Source organism: Kitasatospora sp. NPDC097691, assembly GCF_040302665.1.
Taxonomy (GTDB): domain Bacteria; phylum Actinomycetota; class Actinomycetes; order Streptomycetales; family Streptomycetaceae; genus Kitasatospora.
This window is the reverse complement of record NZ_JBEORY010000086.1, coordinates 1-26,302: the sequence shown is the minus strand read 5'-3', so window position 1 is coordinate 26,302 and position 26,302 is coordinate 1. Positions and strand designations below refer to the sequence as shown.

23 protein-coding genes are annotated in these 26,302 nt (G+C 74.0%); 13 read left to right on the top strand and 10 right to left on the bottom strand.

Going from position 1 to position 26,302, the window contains the following annotated elements; translation table 11 throughout:
• Window positions 1-406 precede the first annotated feature (406 nt).
• The 3 genes from ABTY56_RS36360 (at window position 407) to ABTY56_RS36350 (ending at window position 2,598) form a co-directional block, all read left to right on the top strand.
• Window positions 407-760 (top strand): ArsR/SmtB family transcription factor, encoded by a 354-nt coding sequence (locus tag ABTY56_RS36360; protein ID WP_350633899.1) that lies wholly within the window; start codon window positions 407-409, stop codon window positions 758-760.
• A 354-nt stretch (window positions 761-1,114) separates the two neighbouring features.
• Complete coding sequence (locus tag ABTY56_RS36355; protein WP_502893262.1) at window positions 1,115-2,101, top strand: phosphotransferase family protein; 987 nt, start codon at window positions 1,115-1,117, stop codon at window positions 2,099-2,101.
• A 59-nt stretch (window positions 2,102-2,160) separates the two neighbouring features.
• On the top strand, window positions 2,161-2,598 hold the full coding sequence (locus tag ABTY56_RS36350; RefSeq protein ID WP_350633898.1) for a hypothetical protein: 438 nt from the start codon (window positions 2,161-2,163) through the stop codon (window positions 2,596-2,598).
• 60 nt (window positions 2,599-2,658) lie between these two features.
• Here the strand turns inward: ABTY56_RS36350 and ABTY56_RS36345 are convergent, their stop codons facing one another.
• From ABTY56_RS36345 to ABTY56_RS36335, 3 genes are all read right to left on the bottom strand, one after another.
• On the bottom strand, window positions 2,659-4,233 hold the full coding sequence (locus tag ABTY56_RS36345; protein ID WP_350633897.1) for an IPT/TIG domain-containing protein: 1,575 nt from the start codon (window positions 4,231-4,233) through the stop codon (window positions 2,659-2,661).
• Window positions 4,234-4,285: 52 nt separating this feature from the next.
• Window positions 4,286-5,515, bottom strand: a complete 1,230-nt coding sequence (locus ABTY56_RS38940) for a tetratricopeptide repeat protein (RefSeq protein ID WP_502893261.1) — start codon at window positions 5,513-5,515, stop codon at window positions 4,286-4,288.
• Between the two features lie 139 nt (window positions 5,516-5,654).
• The gene (locus tag ABTY56_RS36335) at window positions 5,655-6,398 is read right to left on the bottom strand and encodes an MBL fold metallo-hydrolase (RefSeq protein WP_350633896.1); all 744 of its coding nucleotides are present in this window, start codon (window positions 6,396-6,398) and stop codon (window positions 5,655-5,657) included.
• A 371-nt stretch (window positions 6,399-6,769) separates the two neighbouring features.
• Here ABTY56_RS36335 and ABTY56_RS36330 point away from each other — a divergent pair, with 371 nt between their 5' ends.
• Both ABTY56_RS36330 and ABTY56_RS36325 read left to right on the top strand, forming a co-directional pair.
• Window positions 6,770-7,438 (top strand): RNA polymerase sigma factor, encoded by a 669-nt coding sequence (locus ABTY56_RS36330; RefSeq protein WP_350633908.1) that lies wholly within the window; start codon window positions 6,770-6,772, stop codon window positions 7,436-7,438.
• A gap of 8 nt (window positions 7,439-7,446) precedes the next feature.
• Window positions 7,447-7,731, top strand: coding sequence for a hypothetical protein (locus ABTY56_RS36325; protein WP_350633895.1), 285 nt, complete (start codon window positions 7,447-7,449; stop codon window positions 7,729-7,731).
• A gap of 279 nt (window positions 7,732-8,010) precedes the next feature.
• Here ABTY56_RS36325 and ABTY56_RS36320 read toward each other — a convergent pair whose 3' ends face one another.
• Window positions 8,011-8,631: a hypothetical protein gene (locus ABTY56_RS36320; protein ID WP_350633894.1), complete on the bottom strand. Its 621-nt coding sequence runs from the start codon at window positions 8,629-8,631 to the stop codon at window positions 8,011-8,013.
• A 221-nt stretch (window positions 8,632-8,852) separates the two neighbouring features.
• A complete protein-coding gene (locus tag ABTY56_RS36315) occupies window positions 8,853-9,239 on the bottom strand; it encodes a VOC family protein (protein WP_350633907.1) in 387 nt (128 codons plus the stop codon).
• A gap of 542 nt (window positions 9,240-9,781) precedes the next feature.
• Here ABTY56_RS36315 and ABTY56_RS36310 point away from each other — a divergent pair.
• Window positions 9,782-10,144, top strand: coding sequence for a hypothetical protein (locus ABTY56_RS36310; RefSeq protein WP_350633892.1), 363 nt, complete (start codon window positions 9,782-9,784; stop codon window positions 10,142-10,144).
• A 527-nt stretch (window positions 10,145-10,671) separates the two neighbouring features.
• On the opposite strand, the gene ABTY56_RS36305 is transcribed toward ABTY56_RS36310, so the two are convergent.
• Window positions 10,672-11,436 (bottom strand): SDR family oxidoreductase, encoded by a 765-nt coding sequence (locus ABTY56_RS36305; RefSeq protein ID WP_350633891.1) that lies wholly within the window; start codon window positions 11,434-11,436, stop codon window positions 10,672-10,674.
• A 289-nt stretch (window positions 11,437-11,725) separates the two neighbouring features.
• Between ABTY56_RS36305 and ABTY56_RS36300 the strand changes: the two genes are divergently transcribed.
• The 3 genes from ABTY56_RS36300 (at window position 11,726) to ABTY56_RS36290 (ending at window position 13,227) form a co-directional block, all read left to right on the top strand.
• Window positions 11,726-12,202 (top strand): hypothetical protein, encoded by a 477-nt coding sequence (locus ABTY56_RS36300; RefSeq protein WP_350633890.1) that lies wholly within the window; start codon window positions 11,726-11,728, stop codon window positions 12,200-12,202.
• A gap of 93 nt (window positions 12,203-12,295) precedes the next feature.
• Entirely contained in the window at window positions 12,296-12,841 is a 546-nt protein-coding gene (locus tag ABTY56_RS36295; RefSeq protein ID WP_350633889.1) for an NUDIX domain-containing protein, read from the top strand.
• A gap of 221 nt (window positions 12,842-13,062) precedes the next feature.
• Window positions 13,063-13,227 carry a hypothetical protein gene (locus ABTY56_RS36290; RefSeq protein WP_350633888.1) on the top strand — a complete coding sequence of 55 codons (165 nt, stop codon included), beginning with the start codon at window positions 13,063-13,065 and terminating at the stop codon, window positions 13,225-13,227.
• A gap of 448 nt (window positions 13,228-13,675) precedes the next feature.
• On the opposite strand, the gene ABTY56_RS36285 is transcribed toward ABTY56_RS36290, so the two are convergent.
• Window positions 13,676-14,725, bottom strand: a complete 1,050-nt coding sequence (locus tag ABTY56_RS36285) for an aldo/keto reductase (RefSeq protein ID WP_350633887.1) — start codon at window positions 14,723-14,725, stop codon at window positions 13,676-13,678.
• Window positions 14,726-14,835: 110 nt separating this feature from the next.
• On the opposite strand from ABTY56_RS36285, the gene ABTY56_RS36280 reads away from it, so the two are divergent.
• Window positions 14,836-15,306: a MerR family transcriptional regulator gene (locus ABTY56_RS36280; RefSeq protein WP_350633886.1), complete on the top strand. Its 471-nt coding sequence runs from the start codon at window positions 14,836-14,838 to the stop codon at window positions 15,304-15,306.
• Between the two features lie 280 nt (window positions 15,307-15,586).
• Window positions 15,587-16,087, top strand: coding sequence for a thiol peroxidase (gene tpx, locus ABTY56_RS36275; RefSeq protein ID WP_350633885.1), 501 nt, complete (start codon window positions 15,587-15,589; stop codon window positions 16,085-16,087).
• Window positions 16,088-16,468: 381 nt separating this feature from the next.
• Here tpx and ABTY56_RS36270 read toward each other — a convergent pair whose 3' ends face one another.
• From ABTY56_RS36270 to ABTY56_RS36260, 3 genes are read right to left on the bottom strand one after another with little or no spacing between them, the layout of a single operon-like run.
• Window positions 16,469-17,224, bottom strand: a complete 756-nt coding sequence (locus ABTY56_RS36270) for an SDR family oxidoreductase (RefSeq protein WP_350633884.1) — start codon at window positions 17,222-17,224, stop codon at window positions 16,469-16,471.
• Window positions 17,221-18,204, bottom strand: coding sequence for a 3-oxoacyl-ACP synthase III family protein (locus tag ABTY56_RS36265; RefSeq protein ID WP_350633883.1), 984 nt, complete (start codon window positions 18,202-18,204; stop codon window positions 17,221-17,223). Before ABTY56_RS36265 ends, ABTY56_RS36270 begins: the two co-directional genes overlap by 4 nt.
• A gap of 31 nt (window positions 18,205-18,235) precedes the next feature.
• Window positions 18,236-18,496: a hypothetical protein gene (locus tag ABTY56_RS36260; RefSeq protein ID WP_350519292.1), complete on the bottom strand. Its 261-nt coding sequence runs from the start codon at window positions 18,494-18,496 to the stop codon at window positions 18,236-18,238.
• A 1,053-nt stretch (window positions 18,497-19,549) separates the two neighbouring features.
• Here ABTY56_RS36260 and ABTY56_RS36255 point away from each other — a divergent pair.
• Window positions 19,550-20,443 (top strand): class I SAM-dependent methyltransferase, encoded by an 894-nt coding sequence (locus ABTY56_RS36255; protein ID WP_350633882.1) that lies wholly within the window; start codon window positions 19,550-19,552, stop codon window positions 20,441-20,443.
• Between the two features lie 59 nt (window positions 20,444-20,502).
• Window positions 20,503-22,161, top strand: a complete 1,659-nt coding sequence (locus ABTY56_RS36250) for a flavin-containing monooxygenase (protein ID WP_350633881.1) — start codon at window positions 20,503-20,505, stop codon at window positions 22,159-22,161.
• Window positions 22,162-26,302: the final 4,141 nt, after the last annotated feature.

Below are 26,302 nucleotides of genomic sequence, written 5' to 3'. Positions count from 1 at the left end.
CGGGCGAAACCCCCGCCCTCCTCTCCCCCGCGCGCCGTCCCGCTCCCCCGGCACGACCGCCCCGCGTGCTCCGGCCCCCGGCGCTTGGCGGGCTCGGCTTCCCGGGCGACCTCCCCGCCCCGGCGCCCCGGCGTGCCGGCGGGCCGGCGGGCCGGCGCGTCGGCGGGCGTGCGGCGGGGCCGTGGGGCGCTGCGGGGGTGCGGCCGTCGGCCCGGCGCGCCCGGCCGGGCGGGCGGTGCGGGCGGGTCCGGCCTGCCGTGTGCGGTGCGGGGGCGTGTTGCGGAGGTGTTGCGGTGGGCGTGGCAGATGGCCTGGGCGTAGTAGCGTCGGGGCGTGAAGTCGCGCGCACGGCGCGGTCTTTGGCCATCGGACGGACGGGGGTCGAGGTTGGGAAGGGGTGGTGGGTGTGGGACGGGCACGCGTGGCGGCGCGGGTGATCGTGCACCCTGGCGTGGAGGACGTGAGCGTCCAGCAGGTGCTGGAGGCGCTCGCTGATCCGGCCCGCAGGTCGGTGGTGCGCACGCTCGCGCACTCCCGGGCGGACTTGAGTTGCGGTTCCTTCGACCTGCCGGTCGGGCGTTCGACCTCCAGCCACCACTTCAGCGTGCTGCGCGAGGCGGGGCTGCTGCGCCAGTACTACGTGGGCACGACCAAGATGAACGCGCTGCGCAGCGAGGAGCTGGAGCGGCGTTTCCCGGGTCTGCTGTCGGCGGTGGTGGCCGCCGCGGACGCGGAGGTCGGTGACACGGCGCCTTCCTGACGCCGCGTCGGGTGCGGCCGGCCGGTGACGGTGAGGACGGTCTTGCCGGCCCCGGGTGCCGGCTTCCGGGTGGCGGTGGGCCTCGGCGAGGGTGTCGGGGCCCTCGAAGACACGGTCGCCGGCGGGGGTGAGGGTGGCGTCGGCCAGGCCCGCGGTGACGAAGGCGCGGGCGCGGCGCAGGCGTTCGTCGTCGCGGGCCCGCTCCCCCACCCAAGCCGTGCCCGCCCCGCCCTGTCAGACTTCGACGGCTGTCGCAATGGTGGTCGGCTTCCTTCGGTTGCACGGGAGTCGGCCCGTCGTCCGCCCGCGGCCCGGTCCGGGGCGGGACGCGGGCGGCGCGTAGGCTCCGTGCCCGTGATCGGAAACGAGGACGGCACCGACGACGGCACCGACGGCGGCCCGGGCTGGGCCGCCACCCTGCGCTGGGCCGGGCAGGCGCTGGCGCCCGGCGAGCGGATCACGGCGGTGACACCGCTCAGGGGCGGGTGGACCTCGCGGATGCGCCGCCTGGACGTCGAGGGCCCGAACGGCGCGCCGCCGTACGCGCTGGTGCTGCGCTCCTTCGTCACGCCGTTCTACCGCCGCCACGCCCCGGCCCTGCTGGCCCGCGAGGCCGGGGTGCTGCGCCTGCTGGAGGGCGGCGGCGTCCCGGCCGCGCGCCTGGTGGCCCTCGACGAGCACGGCGTGGCGTGCGACCACCCGTCGCTGGTGATGACCCGCCTGCCCGGCAGCGTCCGGGTCGCCGAGGACGCGGACGCCCCCCGCCGCGCGGACCTGCTGGCCGCCCAGCTCGCCGCCGTCCACGCCCTGCGGGTCGGGAAGGAGCAGCGTCCGCGTACCTGGCAGGCGTGGACGGCCCCCGGCCTGGTGCGCGTGCCCGAGGGCACCGGGCGGCGCGCACTGTGGGCGCGGGCGGTGGAGGTGATCGGCGGTTCGGCGCCCGCGTACCGCGCGTGCTTCCTGCACCGCGACTTCCACCCGGGCAACGTGCTGTTCACCGGGTCCGGGCAGGGCCTGGCGGTCAGCGGGGTGGTCGACTGGGTGGAGACCTCCTGGGGCCCGGCCGACCTGGACGTCGCCCACTGCGCCACCGCCCTGGCCCTGCTCCACGGCCCGGGTGCCGGCCTGGCCTTCGCCGAGCGCTACCGCGCGGCCGGCGGCACCCTCGCCGAGGGCGGCGACCACCTGTACTGGCGGCTGCTGGACGCCCTGGCCTTCGCCCCGGACGCGCACAGGGTCGCCGTCCCCTGGCGCGAGCTGGGCCGCACCGACCTGACCCCGGCCCTGCTGACCGCCCGCCTGGAGGACTACCTGCAGGCCCTGTTCGACCGCTACGTCTGAGCGCCCGCCCCGGGCGGGGCGGGCGGGCCTTGCGGGCGGGGGCGTTAGGGTCGCCCGTCATGGGAGCGAGCATGTGGTCGTACGTCACGCCGTGGCAGGCGCAGGAGCAGCGGGCGCTGGAGGCCCTGCGCGAGGCGGTGTTCGCGCGGGATGCCGGGTACTGGCGGGAGCTGGGGGCGGCGTCGGCGGCCGAGCTGGACGCGGGCGGGGTGCCGGCGGAGGAGGGCGGTGCGCACTCGGTGCTCGACGTGTCGCGGGTGGTGCGCTGCGAGGCGGACACCGAGGGGGCCGGCGAGGTGCGGGTGGTCGAGGGGGCGGAGGTGGTGGAGCTGTTCGGGACGCCGTGGCCTTCGCGGGAGGCGGTGGAGGCGGCCCTGGTGCGGGTCGGGGACGGGTGGCTCCCGCCGTTCGGGCGCGGTTCGGGCTGCTGCACCGCGGTCCACGGGCAGGACGGCCGGGTGGTGGGGCTGTGCTTCTGGGGCGTCACCGGGGACTGAGCGCGCCCCCGCCCGGGCGGGCGGGGGCCGGGGGTTCCGGGGTCCGGGCGGGGGTGCGGGTCACAGCCCGCTGTAGGTGAACTCGTCGGCGGGGCCCGCCGGGGAGGAGTAGCCGTTGGAGACGACGGTGACGTTGACGGTGGAGGGCCCGGTGACGGTCTTGGCGGGCACCTTGACGGTGATCTGTCCGGGCGGGGTGACGTCGGGGGCGGGGGCCTGCACGTCGCCGAAGTAGACCGTGGCGTCGGAGGCGAAGTTGACGCCGTCGATGGTCACGGACGTGGTGACGGAGTTGCCGCTGGTCGGGTTGATGCCGGTGACCAGCACCGGGGCGGGGCCGCCGTAGGCGAACCGGCCGGTGGGCACGGCCGGGGAGGTGCCCAGGCTGGTGGTGACCCGTACCGGTGTCACGCCGATGCCCTCGGGGGCGGCGACGGTGATCGCGGTGCCGGCGGTGCTGACGGTGGCTCCCGTGCACGCGAACGGCCCGAAGTCGACGACGGAGTCGGCGTCGAAGCCAGCGCCGGTGATGGTGACCTGGGTGCCGGACGTGCCGGTGGCGGGGCTGATGCCGGTGACCTGCGGGCCCGGCGGCAGCGGCTGGGCGCCCATCAGGTGCAGGTAGGTGTCGTTGGCGTGCTGGTGGGCGGCCTGGCCCATGAAGTCCTGCAGGGACTTGCGCTGCAGGTCCGTGTCGGGCACGTACCCGTCGTCCTCCTGGGTGCACTGCGGCTGGGCGGTGGTGGCGGGGCCGGGCTGGGCGTAGACGTGGGGGCCGGACAGGGAGGCGATCGCGGTGAGGATCTCCTTGGTCTCCTCGCCGGCCGCGGGCCCGTTGTCGGGGTACCAGCCCTTGGCCTCGTCGATGCTCGTCCAGGCCAGCGGCACCACGTCCCAGCAGTTGACGTAGCGGGCGTTGACCGCCCAGGCCGGCTTGTTCGTGATGTAGTCCGCGAAGTCCCGGCCGCCGGCGGTGGGCGCGGCGAAGGTGTAGAGGCCGAAGGCGGGGGCTGTGGTGCCGGGCCAGGTCAGTGTCTGCAGGTAGGGGGCGACCATGGTGGCCAGGCAGCCGCCGAGGCTGTGGCCGACGACCAGGACGGTCGGGTCCGCCGGGGCGGTGGCGAGCGCGGCCGACAGGGCCTGCACCAGCGTGCTGCCCTGCCCGCTCATGGCCATGACCTGGGTGAACGCCTCCATCGCGCCCGTGGACACCCAGACCGGGGCGGGGGTGCCCAGCGCGGTGAACGGGACGACCGCGCCGACGTCGAGGTCCTCCAGCAGGTCGGTCATGCTGGAGGCGACCGTGCCGCGCAGCACCACCGCGAACTGGTTGGAGGCGTCGGTGGACTTCGCCAGGTACGCCATGTTCGCGTTGTCCTCGCTCAGCGCGGCCCACAGCAGGGCCCAGGCGCCTGCGGTGGCCAGGGCCGGGTCCGCGAGCTGCCGGCCGATGCCCCGCACGGCCCGGGCGCACTGGTCGGCGACGGACTCCCCCGAGGGGCGCGGCGTCGCGGCGGTGGCCGCGATCCCGGCCAGGGTCATCGCCACCTGCGCCGACGCCGTCTGCGCCGCCCCGGCCGCGTTCGTGGCCGCCGCCGTCGTGGCTGCCGCCGGTGTGCCCTGCTGTGTCGCCATGCCCGACTCCCTCTCGCTGTCGCCCGGCCCCGCGGGACGGGTCGGGCGCAATCTAGTTCCGGCGCCCGGCGGTGCACGGGTACGGCGGCATGCCGGCTCCGGACCTCACGCGGGCGGGCCAGCGCCGGACAGGCGAACGGCGGCAGGCACCGGCGGGCGGGCGGCGCGGGCGGCGCGGGCGGGCGGCGCGGGCGGCGGGCGGGCGGCGCGGGCGGCGGGCGGGGTGACCGGCTAGAACGGAGGTTCCTGGGCGAAGTCGCCCGCCCCGGCCCGGGGATCGTCCCGCTTCGGCGGCTGCGCCGCTTCCCGCTCCCGCCGCTCGGCTCCCGCGCGCTGCTCGGCGACCGTGGGCACGCAGGCGAGGGCCTCGGCCGGGCGGCCCTGCCTGATCAGCAGGTCGGCCAGGTCGAGGCCGGCCGAGTAGTGGGCGGAGGAGCGGAGCAGTGCGAGGGCCTCGTCCGGGCGGCCGTCCCCCGTCCTCCAGCGCCTTCACGTACACGCCGAAGGCGGCGTAGGACTCGGCGGCGGCGAGGGCGCCCAGCTCCTCGACCAGGCCCCGGCGGGCGAGGAGTTCGGCGTAGTGCTCCGGGAAGTTGACGGGGTGGCGCCGGCCCGAGGCCAGTTCGGTGCGCAGGACCTCGACGGCCTCGTCCGCACGCCCGGCGCGTTCCAGGACCCGGGAGATCAGGAGGAGGACGTGCCACCGGTCCGTCCGGGCCGCTGCGCACGATCCACCGCACCCCGCGCACGGCGCGCTCTCCGTACGCTCCAGGCGTGCCATGCGCTCCGCCTCCTGCGCGAGCACGTCCAGGACCCGGTCGTCGTGCCCCTGGCCCTGCGTCACGTCGACCAGGCGGGAGCGGACCCAGAACTCCCCGAGATGCGGTATCAGCAGGTCGACGGCTTCGTCGACCCGTCCGGCCTTCGCCGACAGCTCGGCGTAGCGCGCGCACACGTGGGCGTCGGCCGGCCCGGCCGCGTCGGGGCGCACCATCGCCAGTGCTTCGTCGCCCCGGCCCTGCCGGATCATGATCTCTGCGGTGGCCCAGGCGGCGGCCTGCCAGCCGACGGCCGTGAACGGGGCCAGCAGTGCCAGCGCCCGCTCGAACTGCCCGGCCGCGCACAGCTCCCGCGCCGCGGCCTGCGCGCAGTTCCAGTCCCCGCGCTCCTGCGCCGCCCGGATCACCAGGTCCGACTGCCCCAGGTCCAGGAGGGTCTGCACCATCCCCGGGGAGACGCCGCCGTGGTGGCGCGCCTGCCAGGAAAGATCATCGATGTTCACGCGGGCAGCCTACGAGCCGGCACCGACACGGTCCCGGTTCCGGAAGGCGACGCCCGGGCCACGGCACGGCCGGGCGGCATCCCGGGCCGGCGGTCCGCGGCCGTCGGGCTCCCGTGCGGGGGCCGGGGCGCGGGGCCGCTCACAGGTGCAGCTGCAGGTCCTCCTCGGCGGCGGTGACGTCGCCTCCGAAGGTGCGGCGGGCCTCGGCGAGCGGCAGGGCGCGGTCGGTGCCGGGCCAGAAGTGGGTGAGCAGGAGCCGGGCGGCGCCGGCGCGGCGGGCCCACTGCCCGGCCTGGGCGGCGCTGAGCAGGTGCGGGTCGTCGGGGTCGGTGCCGCACGTGGTGGCGCCGGCGATGAACAGGTCGGCGCCGGCGGCGAGGTGGGCCAGGGCCGGGCCGGGGCCCGCGTCGCCGCTGTAGGCGAGGGTCAGGCCCGGGGCCGTCAGGCGCACGCCCGCGTGCGGGACGTGGTGGGGCAGCGGCGCGGTGTCCAGGCGCAGCGGGCCGAGGCGGTGGGTGGCGGGGGCGGCGGTGGGCAGGGGGTGGATGTCGAAGACGTCGTGGAGGTCTTCGGTGGGTTCCATCGCCTGGACGCGGGTGAGGACGCCGGGGGTGCAGTACAGGGGCAGGCGGGGCGGGCGGGGGGTGGTGAAGTAGCGGGCGCGGCACAGGGCGCTGAGGTCGGCGCAGTGGTCGGGGTGTTCGTGGGTGATGACGACGGCGTCCAGGCCGGTGGCGGCACTGTGGTGGAGCAGGCGGGGGAAGGTGGCGTAGCCGAGGTCGAGGGCGAGGCGGTAGCCGTCGTGTTCGAGGAGGAAGCCGCTGGCGGCCCGGCCCGCTTCGGGGTGGGCGGCGCTGGTTCCCAGGACGGTGAGTCGGCGCACCGGGTGATGTTCTCACAGGCGGGTGGAGGCGGTGGGGTGAATCCTTTCGGGGCCGGGGTGCCTCTTATGGTCGGGCCCGGTGCGCTGCCGGTCCCGCGCGTGGCCGGCGGGTGTGGTGCCCGGCGGCCGGGAGCCTTTGCTTCGGGAGGTCGTTGTGATCGTCGGTATCGGTGTGGTCCTCGGCGCGGTGCTGGTGTGCACCTGCGCGTTCGCGCTCAGGCGCAGGCGGGGCGGCGGGCGTGGCTGAGCGCGTGACCGGCGGCACGGCCCGCGGCGCGGGCGGCGGGGGCGGGGGCACGGGCGGTGCGGCCCGGAACGGGGGCACGGGCGGCGGGGGCGGGGGCGGGGGCGGTGCGTGGCCGGGTGAGGGGCTGGTCGTCGCCGCGCAGGGCGGTGACGCCGAGGCGCTGGCCGCGCTCGTGACGGCCGCGCACCCCCATGTGCGGCGCTTCGCGCACTCGCTGTGCACGAGCCGGGAGGACGCCGAGGACGCGGCGCAGGAGGCACTGATCGTGCTGTACCGGCGGATCGGCATGCTGCGGGCCTCCACGGCGCTGGCGTCGTGGATGTTCCGCATCGTGCGCAACGAGTGCCTGCGCCGGGCCCGTACGGTGCTGCGCGACCACCCGGCGGGGCACGGCGACGGCACGGACGGCGCGGCGGGTGGGGCCGGTGGGGCCGGCGGGGAGAGCCGGGCCGGCGCGGGCGGCGGCGGGGCGGGTCCGGCCTCGGCGGAGGAGGAGGCGCTGCGGCGTCTGGAGGCGCGCCGGATCGCGGAGGCGATCGCCGCGTTGCCGGGTGACCAGCGCCGCGTGCTGGTCCTGCGCGACGTGCAGGGCCGCAGCGGACGGGCGGTCGCCGAGGAACTCGGCATCGGGCAGGGCGCGATGAAGTCCCGTCTGCACCGCGCCCGCGCCGCCCTGCGGCACACCCTCACCACCGCACCCGCACCCGCACCGGTGCCTGCGCCGGTACCGGTGCCGGTGCCGGTGCCGGTGCCGGTGCCGGTGCCGGCTCCGGCGGGCGGGCGGGCGCGGTGAACCGGGCGGTGAAGACCGGCTCCGGCGCGGGCGCCGGCGTGCCCTCGCTGCCCCGTCACCTGGTGCGCGGCGCGGCCGGGTTCGGTGCGCTGGCCGCCTCCGTGGCCCTGTGGCCCGTCCTCGGGCCGGCGAGCCTGCTGCTGGCCCCGGCGGGCCTGTACGCGCTGCGGGGGTGCCCGCTGTGCTGGACGGCCACGCTGCTGCGCGTCCTGACGCTGGGCCGGGCGGGCCGCTCCTGCCCCGACGGGCGCTGCCGGATCCCCGGCGCCGGTCCCGGCGGGCAGGACGGCTGAGGCCCCGCACGGCCGGCGCCCGCACCGGACACGGGCCGCCGGCCCCCGCACCGGACACGGGCACGGGCACGGACCGCGGACGGCGGGGCCCGCAAGCAGCGCAGCACGGTCGGGCGCTGCATCGACATCAACAGGCTCAGGCGGCGGCCCGGCCCGGCCACCGGATACGGCGGGACCGCCGCCGTCGACCTCGCCGGACTCCGCGTCGCGGCCGTCTTCGTCCGGTCGGCGGGATGATCCGCGAGGGGCACCCGGTGGTGCGCGGTCGCGGCGTCCTGCTCAGTCGTCGAACCACACGACGAGGCGCACGTTGTCGTCGCCGTGCTGTGCTGCGAGTGCGTCCATGGCTTCCCAGACGGGTCGCCACCCGCCGGTTTCGGTGACGGCGTCCCTGCGGCGGATGGTGACCGATCTGTAGAGCGTGTCCCCGACGAGCCACTCGCTTCCTTCGGGCCACTGCCGGTCCTCGCCTCGTTCAAGGCCGACGGCGTCGGCGAATGCGGGACTCCAGGCGGCCTTGCCCGTCATCCTGAGCCCGTTCGGAGTCCGGCGGTACTCGTGAAGCCTGCTGTCGGGCCTGTCCGCGGGCTCGTCCCAGTCGACGGCCTTCACCTCGTGCCACGCGATCCATGTGGTGCCGTGGAAGCCGTCCCCGCCGTACCACCGGGTCAGCTGCGCGAACCGCGCCTTCACGGCGGCCGAGGCGTCAGCGGGCAGGCCGCGGCCTGCGGCCAGCGGACGGAAGTTCGCGTGGTTGCGGACCCCGAAGAGGCAACCGAACGCGTCGTAGTCACGGCCCCCGTACAGGGAACCCAGGTCGTGTGCGGTGTGCCAGGCCGGCTCCCGGTCGTCCTGGGGCGCCGCCCGGTATTCGAGGAAGCCGCTGATGTCGGTACCCATGCCGGTCAGTCTTCCGGCCCCGTCAACGGCTTTCGTCCGCACCGGGCCGGCGGCGTGCGCATGCGTGGGCCGCCCGGCCGGGAAGGCCTGCGGGTGAGGAGCGGCGCCCCGCATCCGGACGGGGCCGTGCGGCCGGTGCACGGACCGCGGCTGCGGCCGTGGTCCGGTGCACGCGGTCCCGGCCGGGGCCGGCGGGATGCGGTCCGGACGCGACGGCCTGCCTAGTGGTACTGGGCGATCTGGATGAGGTTGCCGCAGGTGTCGTCGAAAACGGCGGTGGTCACCGGGCCCAGGGCGAGCGGGGCCTGGGTGAAGCGCACGCCCAGGGCGCTGAGCCGTTCGTACTCGGCGTGGACGTTGTCGACGGCGAAGGAGGTCGCCGGGATCCCGTCGGCGGCGAGCGCGGCCACGTACGCCCTGGCGGCGGGGTGCCGGTCGGGTTCCAGGACCAGTTCGGTGCCGTCGGGCTGTTCGGGCGAGACGACGGTGAGCCAGCGGTGGCCGCCGAGGGGGACCTCGGTCTTCTTCACGAATCCGAGCACTTCGGTGTAGAAGCGCAGGGCCTTGTCCTGGTCGTCGACGAAGACGCTGGCCAGGTTGATCCTCACGGGGGCCTCCTCGGGTGTGCGGGGCGCGGGCCGCCGGGCGGTGCCGCGCCCGGGCGCTGCGGTGTCCGGGGCGTGGAACTCGTGGCGGCCCTCGCGGCGGGCGCGCACGAGGGCGGCGTCCTGCGGGCCGGCGTCCTGCGGGACGGCCGGGTGCCGGCCGGCCGCCCGGCGGCAGACGCCCGGGGCGTGGCGGGCGGCCCGGCCGTGCGCGGATCCCGGACGGGGACCGGCCCGCGCGCCGGGCGAGCCCGTCGGGGACGAGGCGGCGGGTGGGGTCCGCCGGCGCCTTCCGCAGGGCATCGTCCGTCACCACCCCACCATGGGCAAGCCGCGGCGCGCCTGTCGACCGGAGCCCCCGGCAGCAGGGACAGCGGCGGACGGCGACGGGAAACGGGGACGGGACGGGGACGGGGACGGGCGGGGTGAGGCGCAGGCGCGCCGGGGATTCACCCGCACGAGTGATTGTGACGCTGCGCACACTGACGGACACTCATCGTGTACGGAGAGCCCGCGGGGGCTCTCCCGGCGCGAGGGGAGCCGTCATGGCCGCAGTCGAGTCTTCCGCCTCCGGGGTGCCGCAGATCGCGGACAGTTCACAGCCCGCCGACCACGACCGGGGCCTCGCGGCGATCGGCGGCAACGTCGGCGCCGTGTGGCGGGCGTGGTGGACGTGGAGCCCGGGCAACGGGACCTTCAACCTCCAGATCCCCTGGAACGTCATCGGGCCCGACTCGACGGTCGTCATCACGGCCTCCGAGATCAACGCCGCCGGCGCCCGGTTCGTCGGCGCGGCGCCGTTCCAGGTGTCGAGCATCGCCCCGGGCAGCGGCGTGGTCACGTTCAAGATCAACATCGGGTGGAGCAGCCCGCTGCCGATGCGCACCGACGTGCTGGTCTTCAACTGAGCCCGCAGGGCCCGCAGGCCGGGAGCACGCCGCTTCGGTGACGCCCGGCACCGCCCGCCCCGCTCCGGCCCCGGGTCCTCCCGGGACCGGAGCGGGGCACCGGCCTTCCCGGGGCGGGCCGGGCCCGAGGGGGCGGGGCGGGACCGAGGGGGCGGGGCCGGGGGGCCGGGGGCATCCGGGGGGTCAGAACGGTGCGGGGCCGGCGCCGTGGGCGGGGGCGTGCACGACGGCCGCAGGTCCCGGCCGCGGCCCGGCCGTGCCGTGGACGTGACCGGCATCGCCGCGCTGTCCCCGGGCAGGACGGGAGCCGCCGGCCGGGTGGGCCGCAGGGGCCGGCCCGCGCGGGGTGTCGGGCGCACCGTGACGAGGACGCCCGGGCCGTGCCCGGTCCCGGGGCCCGGCCGTCGGGTTCCCCCGGGCCGTCGGGTTCCCCCGGGCCGTCGGGTTCCCCCGGGCCGTCGAGGTTCCCCGGGCCGTCGGGGTTCCCGCGCCCCGTCCCGGCTGCGGGCGTGTCCGCGGGTGGGGGCTCAGTGGTCCGGGATGGTGTAGGCGGCGCGGATGCCGCCGTGGACGGGGAGTTCGGAGGCGGTCAGGTAGCCCGAGTCCGGGCCGGCGAGGTAGGCGGCGGCGGCCGCGATCTCGTCGAGGGTGGCGAAGCGGCCCATCGGGATGTGGGCGAAGCGCCGGCGCCTCTCCTCTTCGCCCATCCGGTCGAACATGGCACGGGTCTGCGGGGCCTCGACCGGGCCCAGGGCCAGGGTGTTCACGCGGATGCCGCTCCGTGCCAGGTGCGTGCCCAGGTCGCGTCCGAGCTGGGTGACCGCGGCCTTGGCCGCGGAGAAGGCCATCTGGGCGGTCGCGGCGCCCATGCCCGCGAGGAAGGAGCCGGTGAGCACGACGGAGCCGCCGGGGTTCATCACCGGCACGCCGTAGCGGCAGCTGAGCACCGCGGGGGTGAGGACGGCCCGGAAGACCCGTTCCCAGACCTCGTGGGCCGTCTCCAGCAGGCCGTGGTCCTCCCGGTCCATGGGGCCGGCGTTGACGTGGAGCACGTCGATCCCGCCGAACCGCGCGTGGATGCGCTCGAACGCCTGCCGTGTCTCGGCCTCGATCCGCAGGTCCGCCGTGACGACCGGGAACGGGACGTCCGGCTGCTGCCGGTCGATGCCGATCACCTGCCCGCCCTCGGCGGTCAGCCGTGCCGCGACAGCGCCGGCGATGGCCCCGCCCGCACCGGCGATGACGCAGATCCGCCCGCCCAGCCGCCCCCGGTCCCCGCTGTTCCCGCCCACGGCCCGCCCCTCTCCTCGTTCCCGCCCGATCCCGCCCGGTCCCGCCCGGTCCTGCCGCCGCCCGTCCCGGCGGATCCTCCCGGAGCCCACCTCACCCGCCCGGCCCGCCGCCCGCCGCGGACCGTGACCGGCACGCACAGTGTGACGGCCCAACGGCCCTCACCGCCCGGCGGCTGCCGAAACGCCTCCCCCACACCATCACACCGAGCGGCGCCCGGTCCCGCCGGAGCGCCGGCGCCGGCGAGCCCGCCGCGGACACGGCGCCCGGCCGGCCCCGGCGGACCCGGGCGTGCGGGACCGCGCGCCACGCCCACGAGGCGCCGCCCCCGCACCACCGGCAGCGGCAAACGGGCCGGCCGCCGCGTTCCTCTCCCGCGACTTCACCATCGACACCGGCCAGATCGTCAACCAGGGACGCGCCCTTCACCTCTTCCGGGGCCTGGCCGCCACCGACGGCGAGCCGATGACCCTGCGGGAGGAACGCGGCTTCGGGCAGGCCGGCCTCTCCACCGTCCGCGGCCCGATCTGGCGGATCACCCCGCTGCCCTGGACCGACAGCCGCCTGCCGCCGGCCGTCACCGGCCGCAAGAACCCGCCGACCGAGCAGCCCACCGTCCTCATCGAGGAGATGGACCCCTGCCACCTCGCCCCGGTCATGCGTGCCACCGGCCGCCGGCTCCGCCGGTTCACTCTCACCGGCGTCGAGATCGAACACATCGCCCAGGCCGACGCGCGCACCGCCCACGGCTTTCCCGGTGCAAGCTGAACCTCAACACACCGACTCCTCCCGGCTGTTGAGCCGGGAGGCCAGCTGGAGATCTCCAGCACACCACCATCCCCACCGAGGAGAACCAACCCCATGAGCACCACCGAAGCGACGACGCCCAAGCCGTTCAGCAGGATCAAGGTCCGCGTCACCGGGCTGGTCTTCTGCGGTGACGACGTCGCGCTGCTGCGACGGGAGCGGGCCGACTCCGTGCACTACACCACCATCGGCGGCAACGTGCAGGACGGCGAGGACTACCGCGAGGCCGTTCTGCGCGAGCTCGAAGAAGAGCTCGGCCTCGGGCGCGACCAGGCGTCCACCGGGCCGGAGCTGATCTGGATGGCGGACGCCCGGATCAGCCGGCCCGGCCCGACCCCGCCGCCCCGCAAGTTCCACCTGATCTACCGGCTCCACGTCACCCCCGAGGTCCGCGCCCGGCTCGCCACCCAGGAGTTCGACGAGCTCCCCGACGGCAGTCACGAGGTCGGCGCCATCGAGTGGCACGACTACCGCAAGGTCGAGGGGCTGCCGCTCTTCCCCCCGATCGGCAAGCAGATCGCCGAACTCGACGCGCCCACCGCCCCGGTGCGCAGGTTCGAACTGGAGCCGATCACGGACCGGAACTACACCTGGATCTGACCCGGTCCAGGCGCTCGGCCCGGCACCGCCCCGGCGTCCAGCCGGCCGAGCGCAGGCGTGCGAGCGACGAGTACCTGTCCGGGGAGTGGTTCATCCGAACCGCTTCCCGGACGCATGGGCGAGACCCGAACCGGCCTGCCAGACGTTTCGGTCGAAACGTCTGGCAGACGATCCGACCATCAGGCAGAACGGACGGCCCACGGTCGGATCGTCGGCCCGTCATGCCGACCCGGCAGCTCAACGACCTTCAAGAAACCTTCGTCGTCCGAAGATCGCCCGACCAAATCCTCGGCGTCAGCCCCGGCACCCTCGACAACCACATCCCCGACCTTCGCGAGCTCCGCGCCGGCAGTATCCCGGCCCAGGTCGAAGGCGGCACCCGGTGATCCCCGGCCCGCACCGCACGAAGGGCGGCGCCCCGCAGCTCGGCGCCGAGGAACCCGGCCTGCCCGGCCCGTTCGGCACCCGGACGACAGCGACGACCAGGAGCACGAGGAGCCGGAGGCCGAACGGGCCCGGAAGACGGCCACCGAGCGCTTCGTTCGTCACTCTGCGCTACTTGTCACTTCGCCGTGGCCAGCCATGCGAGCGCAGGGCCGGGAAACGGGTGTCCTGTCGCACTGAGCCTGTCGGATTCTCACCGCTTCTCGTTCGCGCTGTCGGATTCTCATTGCGTCGCGCGCTGAGCGACGGTGTTTGCCCCGTACGTGGGGTTTGATCTCATTTTCCTGGTCCGGTTCTCGCTGTACCTGGCACGGTCGTTTTCGGCAGGTACGCGGAGGGCTACCCGCGCCCTGTGTGATCGTTGCCCGTCAGCAGGGGCAGCCACCGGCCTCAGGCTGCGGCGCGTTCGGTGAGCGGGCGCCGCCGCAGGGCAGTCTCGGTCAGCGAGCGCGGGGGGAGCGAGGCGGCGGGGTTGTACAGGTTCGTCCCGGGCGGCACGATTTCGTCGATCCGGTCGAGGGTCGCATCGTCCAGGGTGAGTGCGGCGCCCTTGAGCAGGTCTTCCAGCTGCTGCATGGTCCGCGGTCCGATGATGGCCGAGGTGACGGCGGGGTGGGTCACGGTGAAGGCCACGGCGAGCTGGGGCAGGGTGCAGCCGATGCATTCCGCGAGTTCGACGAGCTGTTCCACGGCGTCGAACTTGGCGGCGTTCGCGGCGATCGTGGGATCGAAGTTCGCCGGCCGGAACGCGGCCCGGCCGGTTTCCAGGTCCGTGGGCTTGTCCTTGCGGTGCTTGCCGGTGAGGAAGCCGAAGGCCAGGGGGCTCCAGACCAGTACGCCCATGCCGTAGCGCTCGCAGACCGGAAGGAGTGAGGACTCGATGCCGCGGGCCAGGATCGAGTATGGCGGCTGGTCGGTGCGGAAGCGTCCCAGGCCGCGGCGCTCGGAGACGTGGTGCGCCTCGACGATCTCCTGGGCCTGGTAGTTCGAGCAGCCGAAGGAGCGGATCTTCCCCTGGCTCACGAGGTCGTCGAGGACGGAGAGCGTTTCCTCGATGTCGGTGGTGTGGTCGGGGAAGTGGATCTGGTAGAGGTCGATCCAGTCGGTGTTCAGGCGCCGGAGGCTGTCCTCGACCGCCTTGAGTATCCAACGCCGGGAGTTTCCACCGCGGTTGGGTCCCTCGCCCATCGGGAAGTGGACCTTGGTGGCGAGTACGACGTCGTCACGGCGCCCGCGCAGTGCCTTTCCCACGATCTCTTCGGACTCGCCCATTCCGTACATGTCGGCGGTGTCGACGAAGTTGATGCCCTGGTCGAGGGCGGTGTGGATGATGCGGGCGCAGTCGTCATGGTCGGAGTTGCATCCGTCCTGGAACATCATGGTGCCCAGGCAGTGGACGCTGACCTCGATGCCGGTTCTGCCTAGGGTGCGATAGCGCATGGTGGTTTTCCCCTACTAACCGATCACGCGGGGCGACGGGAGCGTCGGCCGCACGAGGCACCCTAGGAACTAGAGTCCTCTCTAGATCAACCCCCGTTACCCTGAGCGGCATGGTTGAGGTCCCCGAGAGTCTGAGCATCGGACAGGTCGCCGAGCGCACCGGTTTGAGCGTTCACGCGCTGCGCTTCTACGAGCAGGAGGGCCTCTTCGTCAACGCCGTGCGACGCGGGCCCGGCGGGCGCCGTATCTACTGCCAGGACGACGTGGACTGGCTGAACGTCTGCATCATTCTCCGCGCCTCCGGCATGCCCCTGACCGTGCTTCGCCGGTACGCCGACCTCGTCAGGGAAGGCGCAGGCAACGTGGATGAGCGGCTCGCGCTCATGCGTGAGCACCAGGAGCGGGTCACCGCACAGATCGGCAGTCTCACCGAGTCGTTGGACCTGATCAGGTTCAAGGTCGGGGTGTACGAGGATCTCGTCAGCCAAGGCGATGCCGCCCTCCGGCAATGCCACGGCCCGTCCCTTCCACCTGGCGAAGCGCGCACGCCAGGCCTTCGTCACGAAGCGATGGTCGAGTAACCGGCACCGCGCACGTTCGCACCGCGCGGCGGGCGGCGGGCGGCGGGCGACGGCGGGCGGGCGGGCGGCGCCGGGAGGAAGGAGCGGGCCGGCCGGTCCCGTCCGGTCGCGCCGCCGCCCTCCCTCCTCCCCCGGCTGCCGGGGGCGGGCCGCCGGGGGCGGGCGGGCGGGCCCGGGCGGGGCGGGGTGTCCAGCCGGTGGTCGGCCGGCGGGCCGGGCGGGGGCGGGCAGTAGGATCGGCGGCGTTGCACACCCGTACACCGCTGGTAGGAGGCTTTTCATGGCTCAGGTCACGCTGAAGGGGAACCCGGTCGAGGTCGGCGGCGCGCTGCCGGCCGCGGGCAGCCAGGCCCCGGCGTTCACGCTGGTCGGCGCGGGGCTGGCGGACACCTCGCTGCAGGACTTCGCGGGCGCGCGCAAGGTCCTCAACATCTTCCCCAGCATCGACACCCCCACCTGCGCGACGTCGGTGCGCACCTTCAACGCCCAGGCCGGCGCGCTGGCCAACACCGTGGTGCTGTGCATCTCGGCCGACCTGCCGTTCGCGCAGGCCCGGTTCTGCGGGGCGGAGGGCCTGGACAACGTCAAGACGCTGTCCACCCTGCGCGGACGCGACTTCCACGGCGCCTACGGCGTGTCCATCGACTCCGGTCCGCTCGCGGGCCTGACCGCGCGCGCGGTGGTCGTCCTGGACGAGAACGACACCGTCCTGCACACCGAGCTGGTCGCCGAGATCGCCGACGAGCCGAACTACGAGGCCGTGCTCGCCGCCCTGAACTGACCCACCCCGCGCACACGCACACCCCGCGCACGCGCACACCTCGCACCTCGCACCTCGCACCTCGCACCTCGCGCACGTGCGCATCGCGGCGGCCCCGCCCCCCTTTCGCTGTTCCCGCCCGTACCGGCGGGCGCCCCCGGGGGGGCACGGGCCGCCGCCGCCGTTTCCCCCGGTGCCGCCCCGCCCCGCGCCCGCTGTGCCCGCCCGCCGTGCCCGTCCGGGCCTGCGTGTGCGGCGGGGCGGCGGGCCTGCCTGTGCGCCGGGGCGGGGGCGCGGGTGTGCGGGCACGGGCGTGCCCCCGGCCCCGGGCGGGGGCCGGGGACCGGGGGCGGGGGCCGGGGCCCGGAAGGGGGGTGGCGGGCCCGGGCGGGAGGAAGGGGGTCAGGTGATGGAGGCGCCGGAGTCGATGCTGATGACCTGCCCGGTCATGCAGTCCTGGTCCAGGAACAGGGTGATCGAGCGGGCGACCTCGCGCGGGGTGACGAAGCGGGGCACCGGGACCTTGTCGCGCATGCCGGCGATGACGTGCTCGGGCAGGGTGTCCGTCATGCCGGTGATCATGAAGCCGGGCGACAGGGCGTTGACGGTCACCCCCCGGCGCCCGCACTCCGCGGCCAGTGTGCGGGTCAGGCCGATCAGCCCCGCCTTGGACGCGGAGTAGGCGGTCTGCCCGGCGGTGGCGATCAGCGCCGACGGGGAGACGATGTTGACGATCCGCCCCCACCGGGCCCGCAGCATCGCCGGCACGCACACCCGGGCGGTGTGGAACGAGCCGACGAGGTTGGTGTCGATCACCTGCCGCCACTGCGCCGGGTCCTGCATCGCCATCAGCGAGTCCTTGCGGATCGCGCCGTTGTTGACCAGCACGTCCACCGGGCCCAGCGCCTCGCCGATCCGCGCGTACATCGCGCTCACCGCGTCGAAGTCCGCGACGTCGCCGGTGACCATGACGTGGTCGTTCGACAGCTGCGCGCAGGTCTTCTCCGCACCCGCGCGGGAGCTGTTGTAGTGGACCGCGACCCGGCAGCCCGCCGCGTCCAGGGCCAGGGCCAGCTCGCTGCCCAGGCCCCCCGAGGCGCCGGTGACCAGCGCCACCGGGGACTGCGGGCGCGCCCCGAAGGCGTCCTTGCCGCTCACCGCACGCCTCCCCACGTCATCAGGACCGAACCCCAGGTCATGCCCGCGCCGAAACCGGCCAGCAGGACGGTGTCACCGTCCTGGACGCGCCCGGCGTCCAGCGCCTCCGCCAGGGCGATCGGGATCGACCCCGAGGCGGTGTTGCCGTAGCGCTCCAGGTTCGTCACCAGCTTGTCGGTGGGGATCCCGGTGTGGGAGAGCACCGAGTTGATGATGCGGATGTTCGCCTGGTGCGGCACGACGTGGTCGACGTCGGCCGCGGTGATCTTCGCCTGCTCCAGCGTCTCGCGGATCGTGCGCACCGTGTAGCGCACGGCGTTGAGGTAGATCTCGTTGCCGTTGATCTGCGCGTAGTGCAGGCCCTGGGCGACGGTGTCGGCCGTGGTGGGCATCCGCGAGCCGCCCGCCAGGACCTTGAGGCTGTTCTTGCACGAGCCGTCCGCGCCCAGGTTCCACGCCCGGATCCGGTCCACCGGCCCCGGGGTGAGGACCACCGCGCCCGCGCCGTCACCGACCAGGATCGACAGGTCCCGGTCGGCGGGGTTCGCGGTCTGGGTGTGCGTGTCCGAGCCGATCACCAGGATCGGACGCGGGTCCATGCGCATCAGGCCCGCCGCCGTCACCAGCGCGTACACGAACCCCGCACACTCGGAGTTCACGTCGTGCGCGCTGCCCGCGATGCCCAGCTCGTCGTGGACGAACGCCGACGTCGCCGGCGAGGGCTGCTCCGGAGTGGCCGTCGCCACGATCAGGTGCGCGATGTCCGCACCCGTCAGCCCCGCCCGCTCCAGCGCCCGGCGCCCGGCCTCCACGGCCATCGACGCCGTGGTCTGCCCGGGCCCCACCGCACGGCGTTCACGGATCCCGCACCGCGAGACGATCCAGTGCTCGTCCACACCGAAACGCTGCGCGAGCTCGGCGCTGGTCACCACCCGCTCGGGCACGAACATCCCCCAGCCGGTGACGTCGAAACCGCTCATCACCCGACCCCTCTCTCCCCGCCCCGGGGCCTCAGTTGCTCTCGGTGGGAACGAGCGCCAGGATCCGCTCGTGGACCACCCGCAGAGTCGTGGTGTCGTCGATGTCCGCGAACAGCGACTCGTCCGCCGGGATGTGCGGGTACTGGTTCTGGAACCCGTACAGCCACTCCATCAGGTCCAGCGAGTCCACGTCCGCGATGTGCTGCAACGCCGCGTCGGCGTCGATCTCGTGCGCACCGGACACCGCCTGCAGCTGCTGGGCCAGGTCCTCGATGGTGGGGATCTGCGACATTGGTGATCGTTTCCTCTCCTCGCCGGCGTGCCCCGCTCAGGTGAGAGAGCGACAGGAGGAACCGGCGGCTGTCAACGCGTCGAATGTGGGGAACGAAGTGCACGGACCGGACCGCCGGAACCCGAAAAGGGGCTCCGGTGGGCCGGGACAACACCCCAAGGACCGCCCCCCGGCCCGCCCCCGCCGGCGCACCCGCAGGGAAGCGGCACCCGCCCGGACACCACACGGCCGACCCCCGCCCCGCGGCCCCTCCCCCCCTCCTCCCGGCGCCCCTGTGCCCGCGGACGCCGGCCGCTGCCCGCCCGCCCCGTCCGCACACCGCGAGCCCGGCACGGGCACCACGAGAACAGGACGACGACGGACAACGACAACCGGAAAGGCCACGAAGCAGGAACCGGAAAGGAAAACAGGACGGACAGACGGGACGAAGCCGGCACACCGGCCCCCCGCCAACGCGGAAGAACGGCACAGGCCCGGACAAGCACCACCCCCCGGGCCCGCAAACGAGGAACGGAAGGGAAGCGACCCGGCCGTGGGGGCCGCGTGTCTTGTCGAAACCGCATGAAACCCCCGCCCGCGCAAACGCCCCGCAACCCCCCGCCCCCCACCGCCCTTGCGCACCGCTTGCGAGACACGCGCTTACCTGACCCACAACACACCGCACCCGCACGCCCACCGGCACACCCCACCACCCGGCCACCCGACCACCCGGCCACGGGCCAACCGGCCAACCGGCCAACCGGCCGCGGACCGCACCACCGGGCACCGGACCGCGCCACCGCCTCACCGCGTCACGACGTCACGACGTCACGGCGCCGACAGGCCGCCGCCCACAGGCCGGTTCCGCACCGTCCACGGCCGACGGCGCCACGGCGTCAACAGGCCACGCCCACAAGCAAGTCGGGCACCGCACGGCACGGCACGACCCGCACGACCCCGCACCGCCCGTACGACCCGTACGGGCCCGGTGCCCGCGCCGCACACCCCGCGTGTGCCGGCGCCCCTGCCCGTTCCTCCCAACCCACCCGCCGACCATCCGAGGGGCCCCATCCCATGACCACCGTCGAAGCCCGCTCCATCAACCCCGACGTCGAGGCCATCCGCCACCACTACGAGGTCCCCAACGAGCTCTACCGGCTCATCCTGGGCCCGACCATGATGTACTCCGGCGGCTACTGGGAGGACGGCGAGGACCTCGTCGCCGTCCTGGACGAGGCCCAGGAACGCAAGCTCGACGCCTTCACCGACCTCGCCCGCGCCGCCGGCGGCGCCAAGGTCCTGGACGTCGGCTGCGGCTGGGGCACCATGCTCAACCGCCTCACCACCGTCCACGGCGTCAAGCGCGCCGTCGGCGTCACCCTCTCCCGCACCCAGGCCGACTTCGTCCACGCCCTGGGCAACCCCGCCATCGAGGCCCGCGTCGAAAGCTGGGAGGACCACCGCCTCGCCGAGGGCGAGGACCCCTACGACGCCGCGTTCTGCATCAACGCCCTCGAACACTTCGTGCTCTCCTCCCTCACCCCCAAGGAGCGCACCCAGCGCTACCGCGTCTTCTTCAAGCAGATCCACTCCCTGCTCAAGCCCGGCGCCCGCTTCGTCCTGCACACCATGACCGTCGAGAACCCCCCGCTGCGCCGCCAGCTCCTGGACGACCTCAAGTTCCTCCAGCGCGAGGAGTTCGAAGGCTGCCACATCCCGCGCCTGCCCGAACTCGCCTCCGGCCTCGACGGCCTCTTCGAGGTCACCGAGATCCGCAACGAGCCCGAGTCCTTCGCCCGCGCCTGCCGCGCCTGGCTCAAGCTCCTCGCCGCCCGCCGCGAGGAAGCCGTCGCCATGACCGACGAGACCACCGTCGCCCGCTTCGAGCGCTACCTCGACATCTTCGCCTACACCCTCGAAGACCACATCTTCAACAACTTCCGCGTCACCCTCACCCGCCGCGCCTGACCCCTCCCGGGCCACCGAACGGCACCCCCAGCCAACCCCGACAAAGGGACACCGACGCCATGACCACCACCCCCGCCCCCGACCGCACCACCACCCCCGCGGCCCCCGCCCCCACCCCGGCGGCGGGGGCCACCCCCACCACCGGCGTGTCGGCGGCCGCTGACGCAGCCGCGGGCACGGCCGCGTCCGCGGCCTCCGACACCACCCCGACCACAGCCACCACCGAAACCGGCGACCTCGCCGTCCGCCACCTCAAAATCGCCGTCATCGGCGCCGGCATCTCCGGCCTCGGCACCGCCATCGGCCTCCTACGCGCCGGACAAGACGACTTCCTCGTCTTCGAACGCGCCGACGACCTCGGCGGCACCTGGCGCGACAACACCTACCCCGGCTGCGCCTGCGACGTCCAGGCCCACCTCTACTCCTACTCCTTCGCCCGCAACCCCGACTGGAAATCCACCTTCGCCACCCAGGCCGAAGTCCACACCTACCTGCGCACCACCGCCACCCGCCACGGCGTCGACCCCCACATGCGCTACGGCCACGAACTCCTCGACGCCCACTGGGACGACACCCACCAGCACTGGAACCTGCGCACCACCCACGGCCGCTACACCGCCCGCATCCTCATCACCGGCACCGGCTACCTCTCCAACCCCGCCACCCCCGACCTGCCCGGCCTCGACACCTTCACCGGCACCGTCTTCCACTCCTCCCAATGGCGCCACGACCACGACCTCACCGGCCGCAACATCGCCGTCATCGGCACCGGCGCCTCCGCCATCCAGTTCGTCCCCCAGATCCAGCCCCACGTCGCCCGACTCGACCTCTACCAGCGCACACCCCCCTGGGTCGCCGCCAAACCCGACAAGCCCAACACCACCCGCCACACCTGGATGCTGCGCCACCTCCCCGGCTACCAGCGCTTCCGCCGCGCCTTCAACAAACACGGCCGCGAAATCGTCGCGTTCTTCATGTCCCGCCCCTCCCGCACCACCGGCATGAAGAACATGGCCGCCGGCCACCTCAAAAAGAGCGTCAAAGACCCCGCCCTGCGCAAGCGCCTCACCCCCGACTACACCGTCGGCTGCAAACGCCTCCTCTTCTCCAACACCTGGTACCCCGCCATCCAGCAACCCAACGTCGACATCATCTCCGACACCATCACCGACATCGGCCCCACCCACATCACCACCACCGACGGCACCCGCCGCGACATCGACACCATCATCCTCGCCACCGGCTTCACCGCCACCAACCGCCCCATCGCCCACCGCATCCACGGCCGCAACGGCACCACCCTCGCCGACACCTGGAACACCCACGGCATGACCGCCCACCGCGGCACCACCATCCACGGCTACCCCAACCTCTTCATGATCCTCGGCCCCAACACCACCCTCGGCCACTCCTCCCAGACCGTCATGATCGAAGCCCAGATCACCTACATCCTCAACGCCGTCAAAACCCTCGACACCCACCACCTCACCAGCATCGACGTCCACCAAGAAGCCCAAACCGCCTACAACCACACCATCCAGACCCGCCTCAAGAACACCGTCTGGAACACCGGCGGCTGCACCAGCTGGTACACCGACACCAAAGGCAACAACCCCTCCATCTGGCCCACCTACACCTGGCGCTTCCGCAAACAAACCCGCCACCTCGACATCACCAACTACCAAACCACCACCCACACCAACCACACCAACCCCTAACCCACACCGCCAGCCCACACCACTAGCCCACGACAGCCCAGGCCCCAGCCCAGCCGGCCGGCCAGCCGGCCCAGCCCAGCCCGCCAGCAGACCACCGCAGCCAGCCAGGACCCACACCAAGCCCAACCCATCCCAAGCCCAGGCCACGCCAGGCCAAGCCGGGCCACCGCGGCCAGGCCAACCGGGACCAGGCCAGGCCAGGCCGGGCCAGCCCACAGCTGGCCGACCACCGCCCCGGACAACAGCCCACCGCCGACAGCAGACAGCAGAGGCAGGCGGACGGCAGGCAGCCGAGGCAGGCGGACGGCAGGCAGGCCCGGAGAACGACGGACGACAACCCGCCCACCGGCCCCGCCCCGGACGACACCCGACCGCGGACAGCCCGGAGAACCACGGACGGCGGACCGCGGACCGCGGACCGCAACCAGGCCGCCGGACGACAGCCAACGGCGGGCGGAAGACGGCCAACGGCAGGCAGCAGGCGGCCAAGGCGAGGCAGGCGGCAGGCGGACGGAAAGCAGCCGACAGCTGCCAAGCCCCGCCCGCCGGGAGGACAACGGACAGCACCCAGGCCCGCAAAAGAGCGGACAACGGGGGCGGCAACCATTCCCAGAGGAACCCGGACGGCAGGCGGCCAACCACCAACGGCCAAAGGCAGGCAGCAGGCAGCGGACGGCAGGCAGCCAACCACCAACGGCCAAAGGCGGACGGAAGGCGGCAGGCGGCAGCTACCAAGCCCCGCCCGCCGGCCCCGGCCGGAACAACAACCGACCGCGGACGGGTCGTCAGGCCGTCGGCCCCACCCGGGCCAACCGCCGACCGCCGACCGCAACCAGGCCCGGAGAAGAACAGACAACGGACAGCGGACGGCCACCAAGCCGACAGCCAGAGCCAACAGCGGGCGGAAGGCAGCCGAGGCGGACGGACAGCGGGCAACGGACAGCTACCAAGCCGCCGGACGCCAGCCAACAGCGGGCGGAAGGCGGCAGGCGGCAGGCGGCCGGCAGGCAGCGGGCGGCAGCTACCAAGCCCCGCCCGCCAGCCCCGGCCGGAACAAACAACCGACCGCGAACGGGCCGTCAGGCCGCCGGCCCCACCCGGGCCAACCACCGACCACCACCGACAGACGGCAACCAGGCCCGGAGAAGAACGGACGACGGACAGAGGACAGCGGACGGCCACCAGGCCGACAGCCAAACGGCCGACGGCGGGCGGAGGGCAGCCAAGGCGGACGGCAAGCAGACGGCGAACAGCCCGAAAGACAGCCGACAGCTACCAAGCCCCACCCGCCAGCCCCGCTGAAACGACAACGGACGACATCCAGGCCCGCAAGAGAGCGGACAGCGGACAACGGGCGGCAACCACGCCGGAGGAACACGGACGGCAGGCGGCCAACGGCGGGCGGCAGACAGCAGACGGCAGGCAGCCGAGGCGAACGGACAGCGGACAACGGACGAACCCCTCGGCCACCAGCCACAAACCCCGGACGACAACCCGCCCACACCCCCGCCCCCGGCAGCCCACCCGAACCACAGCCCCACCCGAACCCCGGCACCCCCAAACAGCAGCCTCCAGCCACCCCGAGGCAGCCACCAGGGAAACCACCAACGGCAAACCGGCACAAGAACCAACCCGACAAGCCGGCCACCGAACCACCAGAACCACCCAGGCCAACGGACACCACCCCGAGACCCCGCACCCCGCACCACCACGGCACCACCACGGCCCGCCGCCCGGACACCCGGGCGGCAGGCCAACCACCCCAACCACCGCCACCAAGCCACCACCACGGCCCAGCCGAACAACCCACCCCGGCCGGACACCGGACAAAAACCAAGCACCACACACCGGTTACCCACACCCGGCACCACCCCGACCCCGGCCCGCACACCAGACACCAGACACCAGGCCCGGACCCCGAACCAGCCCGGACAGCCGAAGACCAGGCACCGGAACCGGTCAGCCCGACCCGCCACACCACCAGACCACGACCCGCAACCCGGACCCCACAACTTCACACCCGTTCACCCGCCAGCCGGACCCACCCCACCACCCACCACCACCCCGGCCGAACACCCCCACCACGCCCGCCCCCACCACCCCGGGGACCGCGGGCCACCCCCACACCCCCACACAACCACACACACCACCCCAAAACCACAAACACCAAACACCAAACACCAAACACCACCCGCCCAACCCACACCACACCGAGCCCCTGCCCACCACGCACCACGCACCACGCACCAGGCACAACAACCCGCACCAACCCGGCACTTCACCGATGTCCCGGGAAACCGCAGGCCCTGCCCGAGCACCACCCAGGACCACCACCACACCACCAGGCACCACCAGCCGCCGGGCACCCCGCACCGAGCACCACCAGGCGCCAGCCACAACAACCCCAACTACCCGGGCACTTCACCACCACGCGGGAAACCGCGGGCTCTGCCCGAGCAGCCCCGTTGACCACCAGGCACCACCCCGCACCACCAGGCACCACCAGCCGCCGGCACTCCGCCGGGCCGGCCCTTTGACCACCACCGCACCACCAAGCGCCGCCGCCAGAACCACCAGCAGCCCGGCACCACCAGGCACCCCGCACCTAGCACCACCAGGCCCGCCCCGGCGCCAGCCACAACAACCCGCACCACCCCGGCACCTCACCACCGATCCGGGAAACCGCGGGCCCAACCCGAGCACCACCCATGACCACCACCACACCACCCGGCACCCCGCACCTAGCACCACCAGGCACCAGCCACAACAACCCGCACCACCCGGGCACTTCACCACCACGCGGGAAACCGCGGGCCCAACCCGCACCACCCCTTTGACCACCGCCACACCACCCGGCACCCGCCGGCCGCCGACCCGGCCCGCCAGAACCACCAGCAGCCCGGCACCACCAGGCACCCCGCACCACCCATGACCACCAGGCACCAGCCACAACAACCCCAACTACCCGGGCACTTCACCACCGCGCGGGAAACCGCGGGCCCAACCCGCACCACCCTTTGACCACCACCACACCACACCCGGCACCCCGCCGGACCCCCCTTTGACCACCACGCACCACGCACCACGCACCACGCACCACGCACCAGGCACAACAACCCGCACCAACCCGGCACTTCACCGATGTCCCGGGAAACCGCAGGCCCTGCCCGAGCACCACCCAGGACCACCACCACACCACCAGGCACCACCAGCCGCCGGGCACCCCGCACCGAGCACCACCAGGCGCCAGCCACAACAACCCCAACTACCCGGGCACTTCACCACCACGCGGGAAACCGCGGGCTCTGCCCGAGCAGCCCCGTTGACCACCAGGCACCACCACGCACCACCAGGCACCACCAGCCGCCGGGCCGGCCCTTTGACCACCACCGCACCACCAAGCGCCGCCGCCAGAACCACCAGCAGCCCGGCACCACCAGGCACCCCGCACCTAGCACCACCAGGCCCGCCCCGGCGCCAGCCACAACAACCCGCACCACCCCGGCACCTCACCACCGATCCGGGAAACCGCGGGCCCAACCCGAGCACCACCCATGACCACCACCACACCACCCGGCACCCCGCACCTAGCACCACCAGGCACCAGCCACAACAACCCGCACCACCCGGGCACTTCACCACCACGCGGGAAACCGCGGGCCCAACCCGCACCACCCCTTTGACCACCGCCACACCACCCGGCACCCGCCGGCCGCCGACCCGGCCCGCCAGAACCACCAGCAGCCCGGCACCACCAGGCACCCCGCACCACCCATGACCACCAGGCACCAGCCACAACAACCCCAACTACCCGGGCACTTCACCACCGCGCGGGAAACCGCGGGCCCAACCCGCACCACCCTTTGACCACCACCACACCACACCCGGCACCCCGCCGGACCCCCCTTTGACCACCACGCACCACCGGCCACCGGCCACCACCGGCCACCGGCCGCCGGCACGACCCGGCCCCCCTGGGCCACCGGGCGCCAGCCCGGCCCGTCCACACCACACCGTCAGGAGACACACACCACGATGAACCGCCCACCCCTGTCCAGGCGCGCCCTGCTCACCGGCGCCGCCGCCACCGTCATCGGCTACAACACCACCACCCGCGCCTGGGCCACCACCGACACCCCCA

What these genes read in the sequence shown, in the direction of transcription:
- ABTY56_RS36350 (WP_350633898.1), top strand. Translation starts at nt 2,161, where the DNA reads ATGGGAGCGAGCATGTGGTCGTACGTCACGCCGTGGCAGGCGCAGGAG.
- ABTY56_RS36345 (WP_350633897.1), bottom strand. Translation starts at nt 4,233, where the DNA reads ATGGCGACACAGCAGGGCACACCGGCGGCAGCCACGACGGCGGCGGCC.
- ABTY56_RS36320 (WP_350633894.1), bottom strand. Translation starts at nt 8,631, where the DNA reads ATGGGTACCGACATCAGCGGCTTCCTCGAATACCGGGCGGCGCCCCAG.
- ABTY56_RS36310 (WP_350633892.1), top strand. Translation starts at nt 9,782, where the DNA reads ATGGCCGCAGTCGAGTCTTCCGCCTCCGGGGTGCCGCAGATCGCGGAC.
- ABTY56_RS36295 (WP_350633889.1), top strand. Translation starts at nt 12,296, where the DNA reads ATGAGCACCACCGAAGCGACGACGCCCAAGCCGTTCAGCAGGATCAAG.
- ABTY56_RS36290 (WP_350633888.1), top strand. Translation starts at nt 13,063, where the DNA reads ATGCCGACCCGGCAGCTCAACGACCTTCAAGAAACCTTCGTCGTCCGA.
- ABTY56_RS36285 (WP_350633887.1), bottom strand. Translation starts at nt 14,725, where the DNA reads ATGCGCTATCGCACCCTAGGCAGAACCGGCATCGAGGTCAGCGTCCAC.
- ABTY56_RS36280 (WP_350633886.1), top strand. Translation starts at nt 14,836, where the DNA reads ATGGTTGAGGTCCCCGAGAGTCTGAGCATCGGACAGGTCGCCGAGCGC.
- tpx (WP_350633885.1), top strand. Translation starts at nt 15,587, where the DNA reads ATGGCTCAGGTCACGCTGAAGGGGAACCCGGTCGAGGTCGGCGGCGCG.
- ABTY56_RS36265 (WP_350633883.1), bottom strand. Translation starts at nt 18,204, where the DNA reads ATGAGCGGTTTCGACGTCACCGGCTGGGGGATGTTCGTGCCCGAGCGG.
- ABTY56_RS36260 (WP_350519292.1), bottom strand. Translation starts at nt 18,496, where the DNA reads ATGTCGCAGATCCCCACCATCGAGGACCTGGCCCAGCAGCTGCAGGCG.
- ABTY56_RS36255 (WP_350633882.1), top strand. Translation starts at nt 19,550, where the DNA reads ATGACCACCGTCGAAGCCCGCTCCATCAACCCCGACGTCGAGGCCATC.
- ABTY56_RS36250 (WP_350633881.1), top strand. Translation starts at nt 20,503, where the DNA reads ATGACCACCACCCCCGCCCCCGACCGCACCACCACCCCCGCGGCCCCC.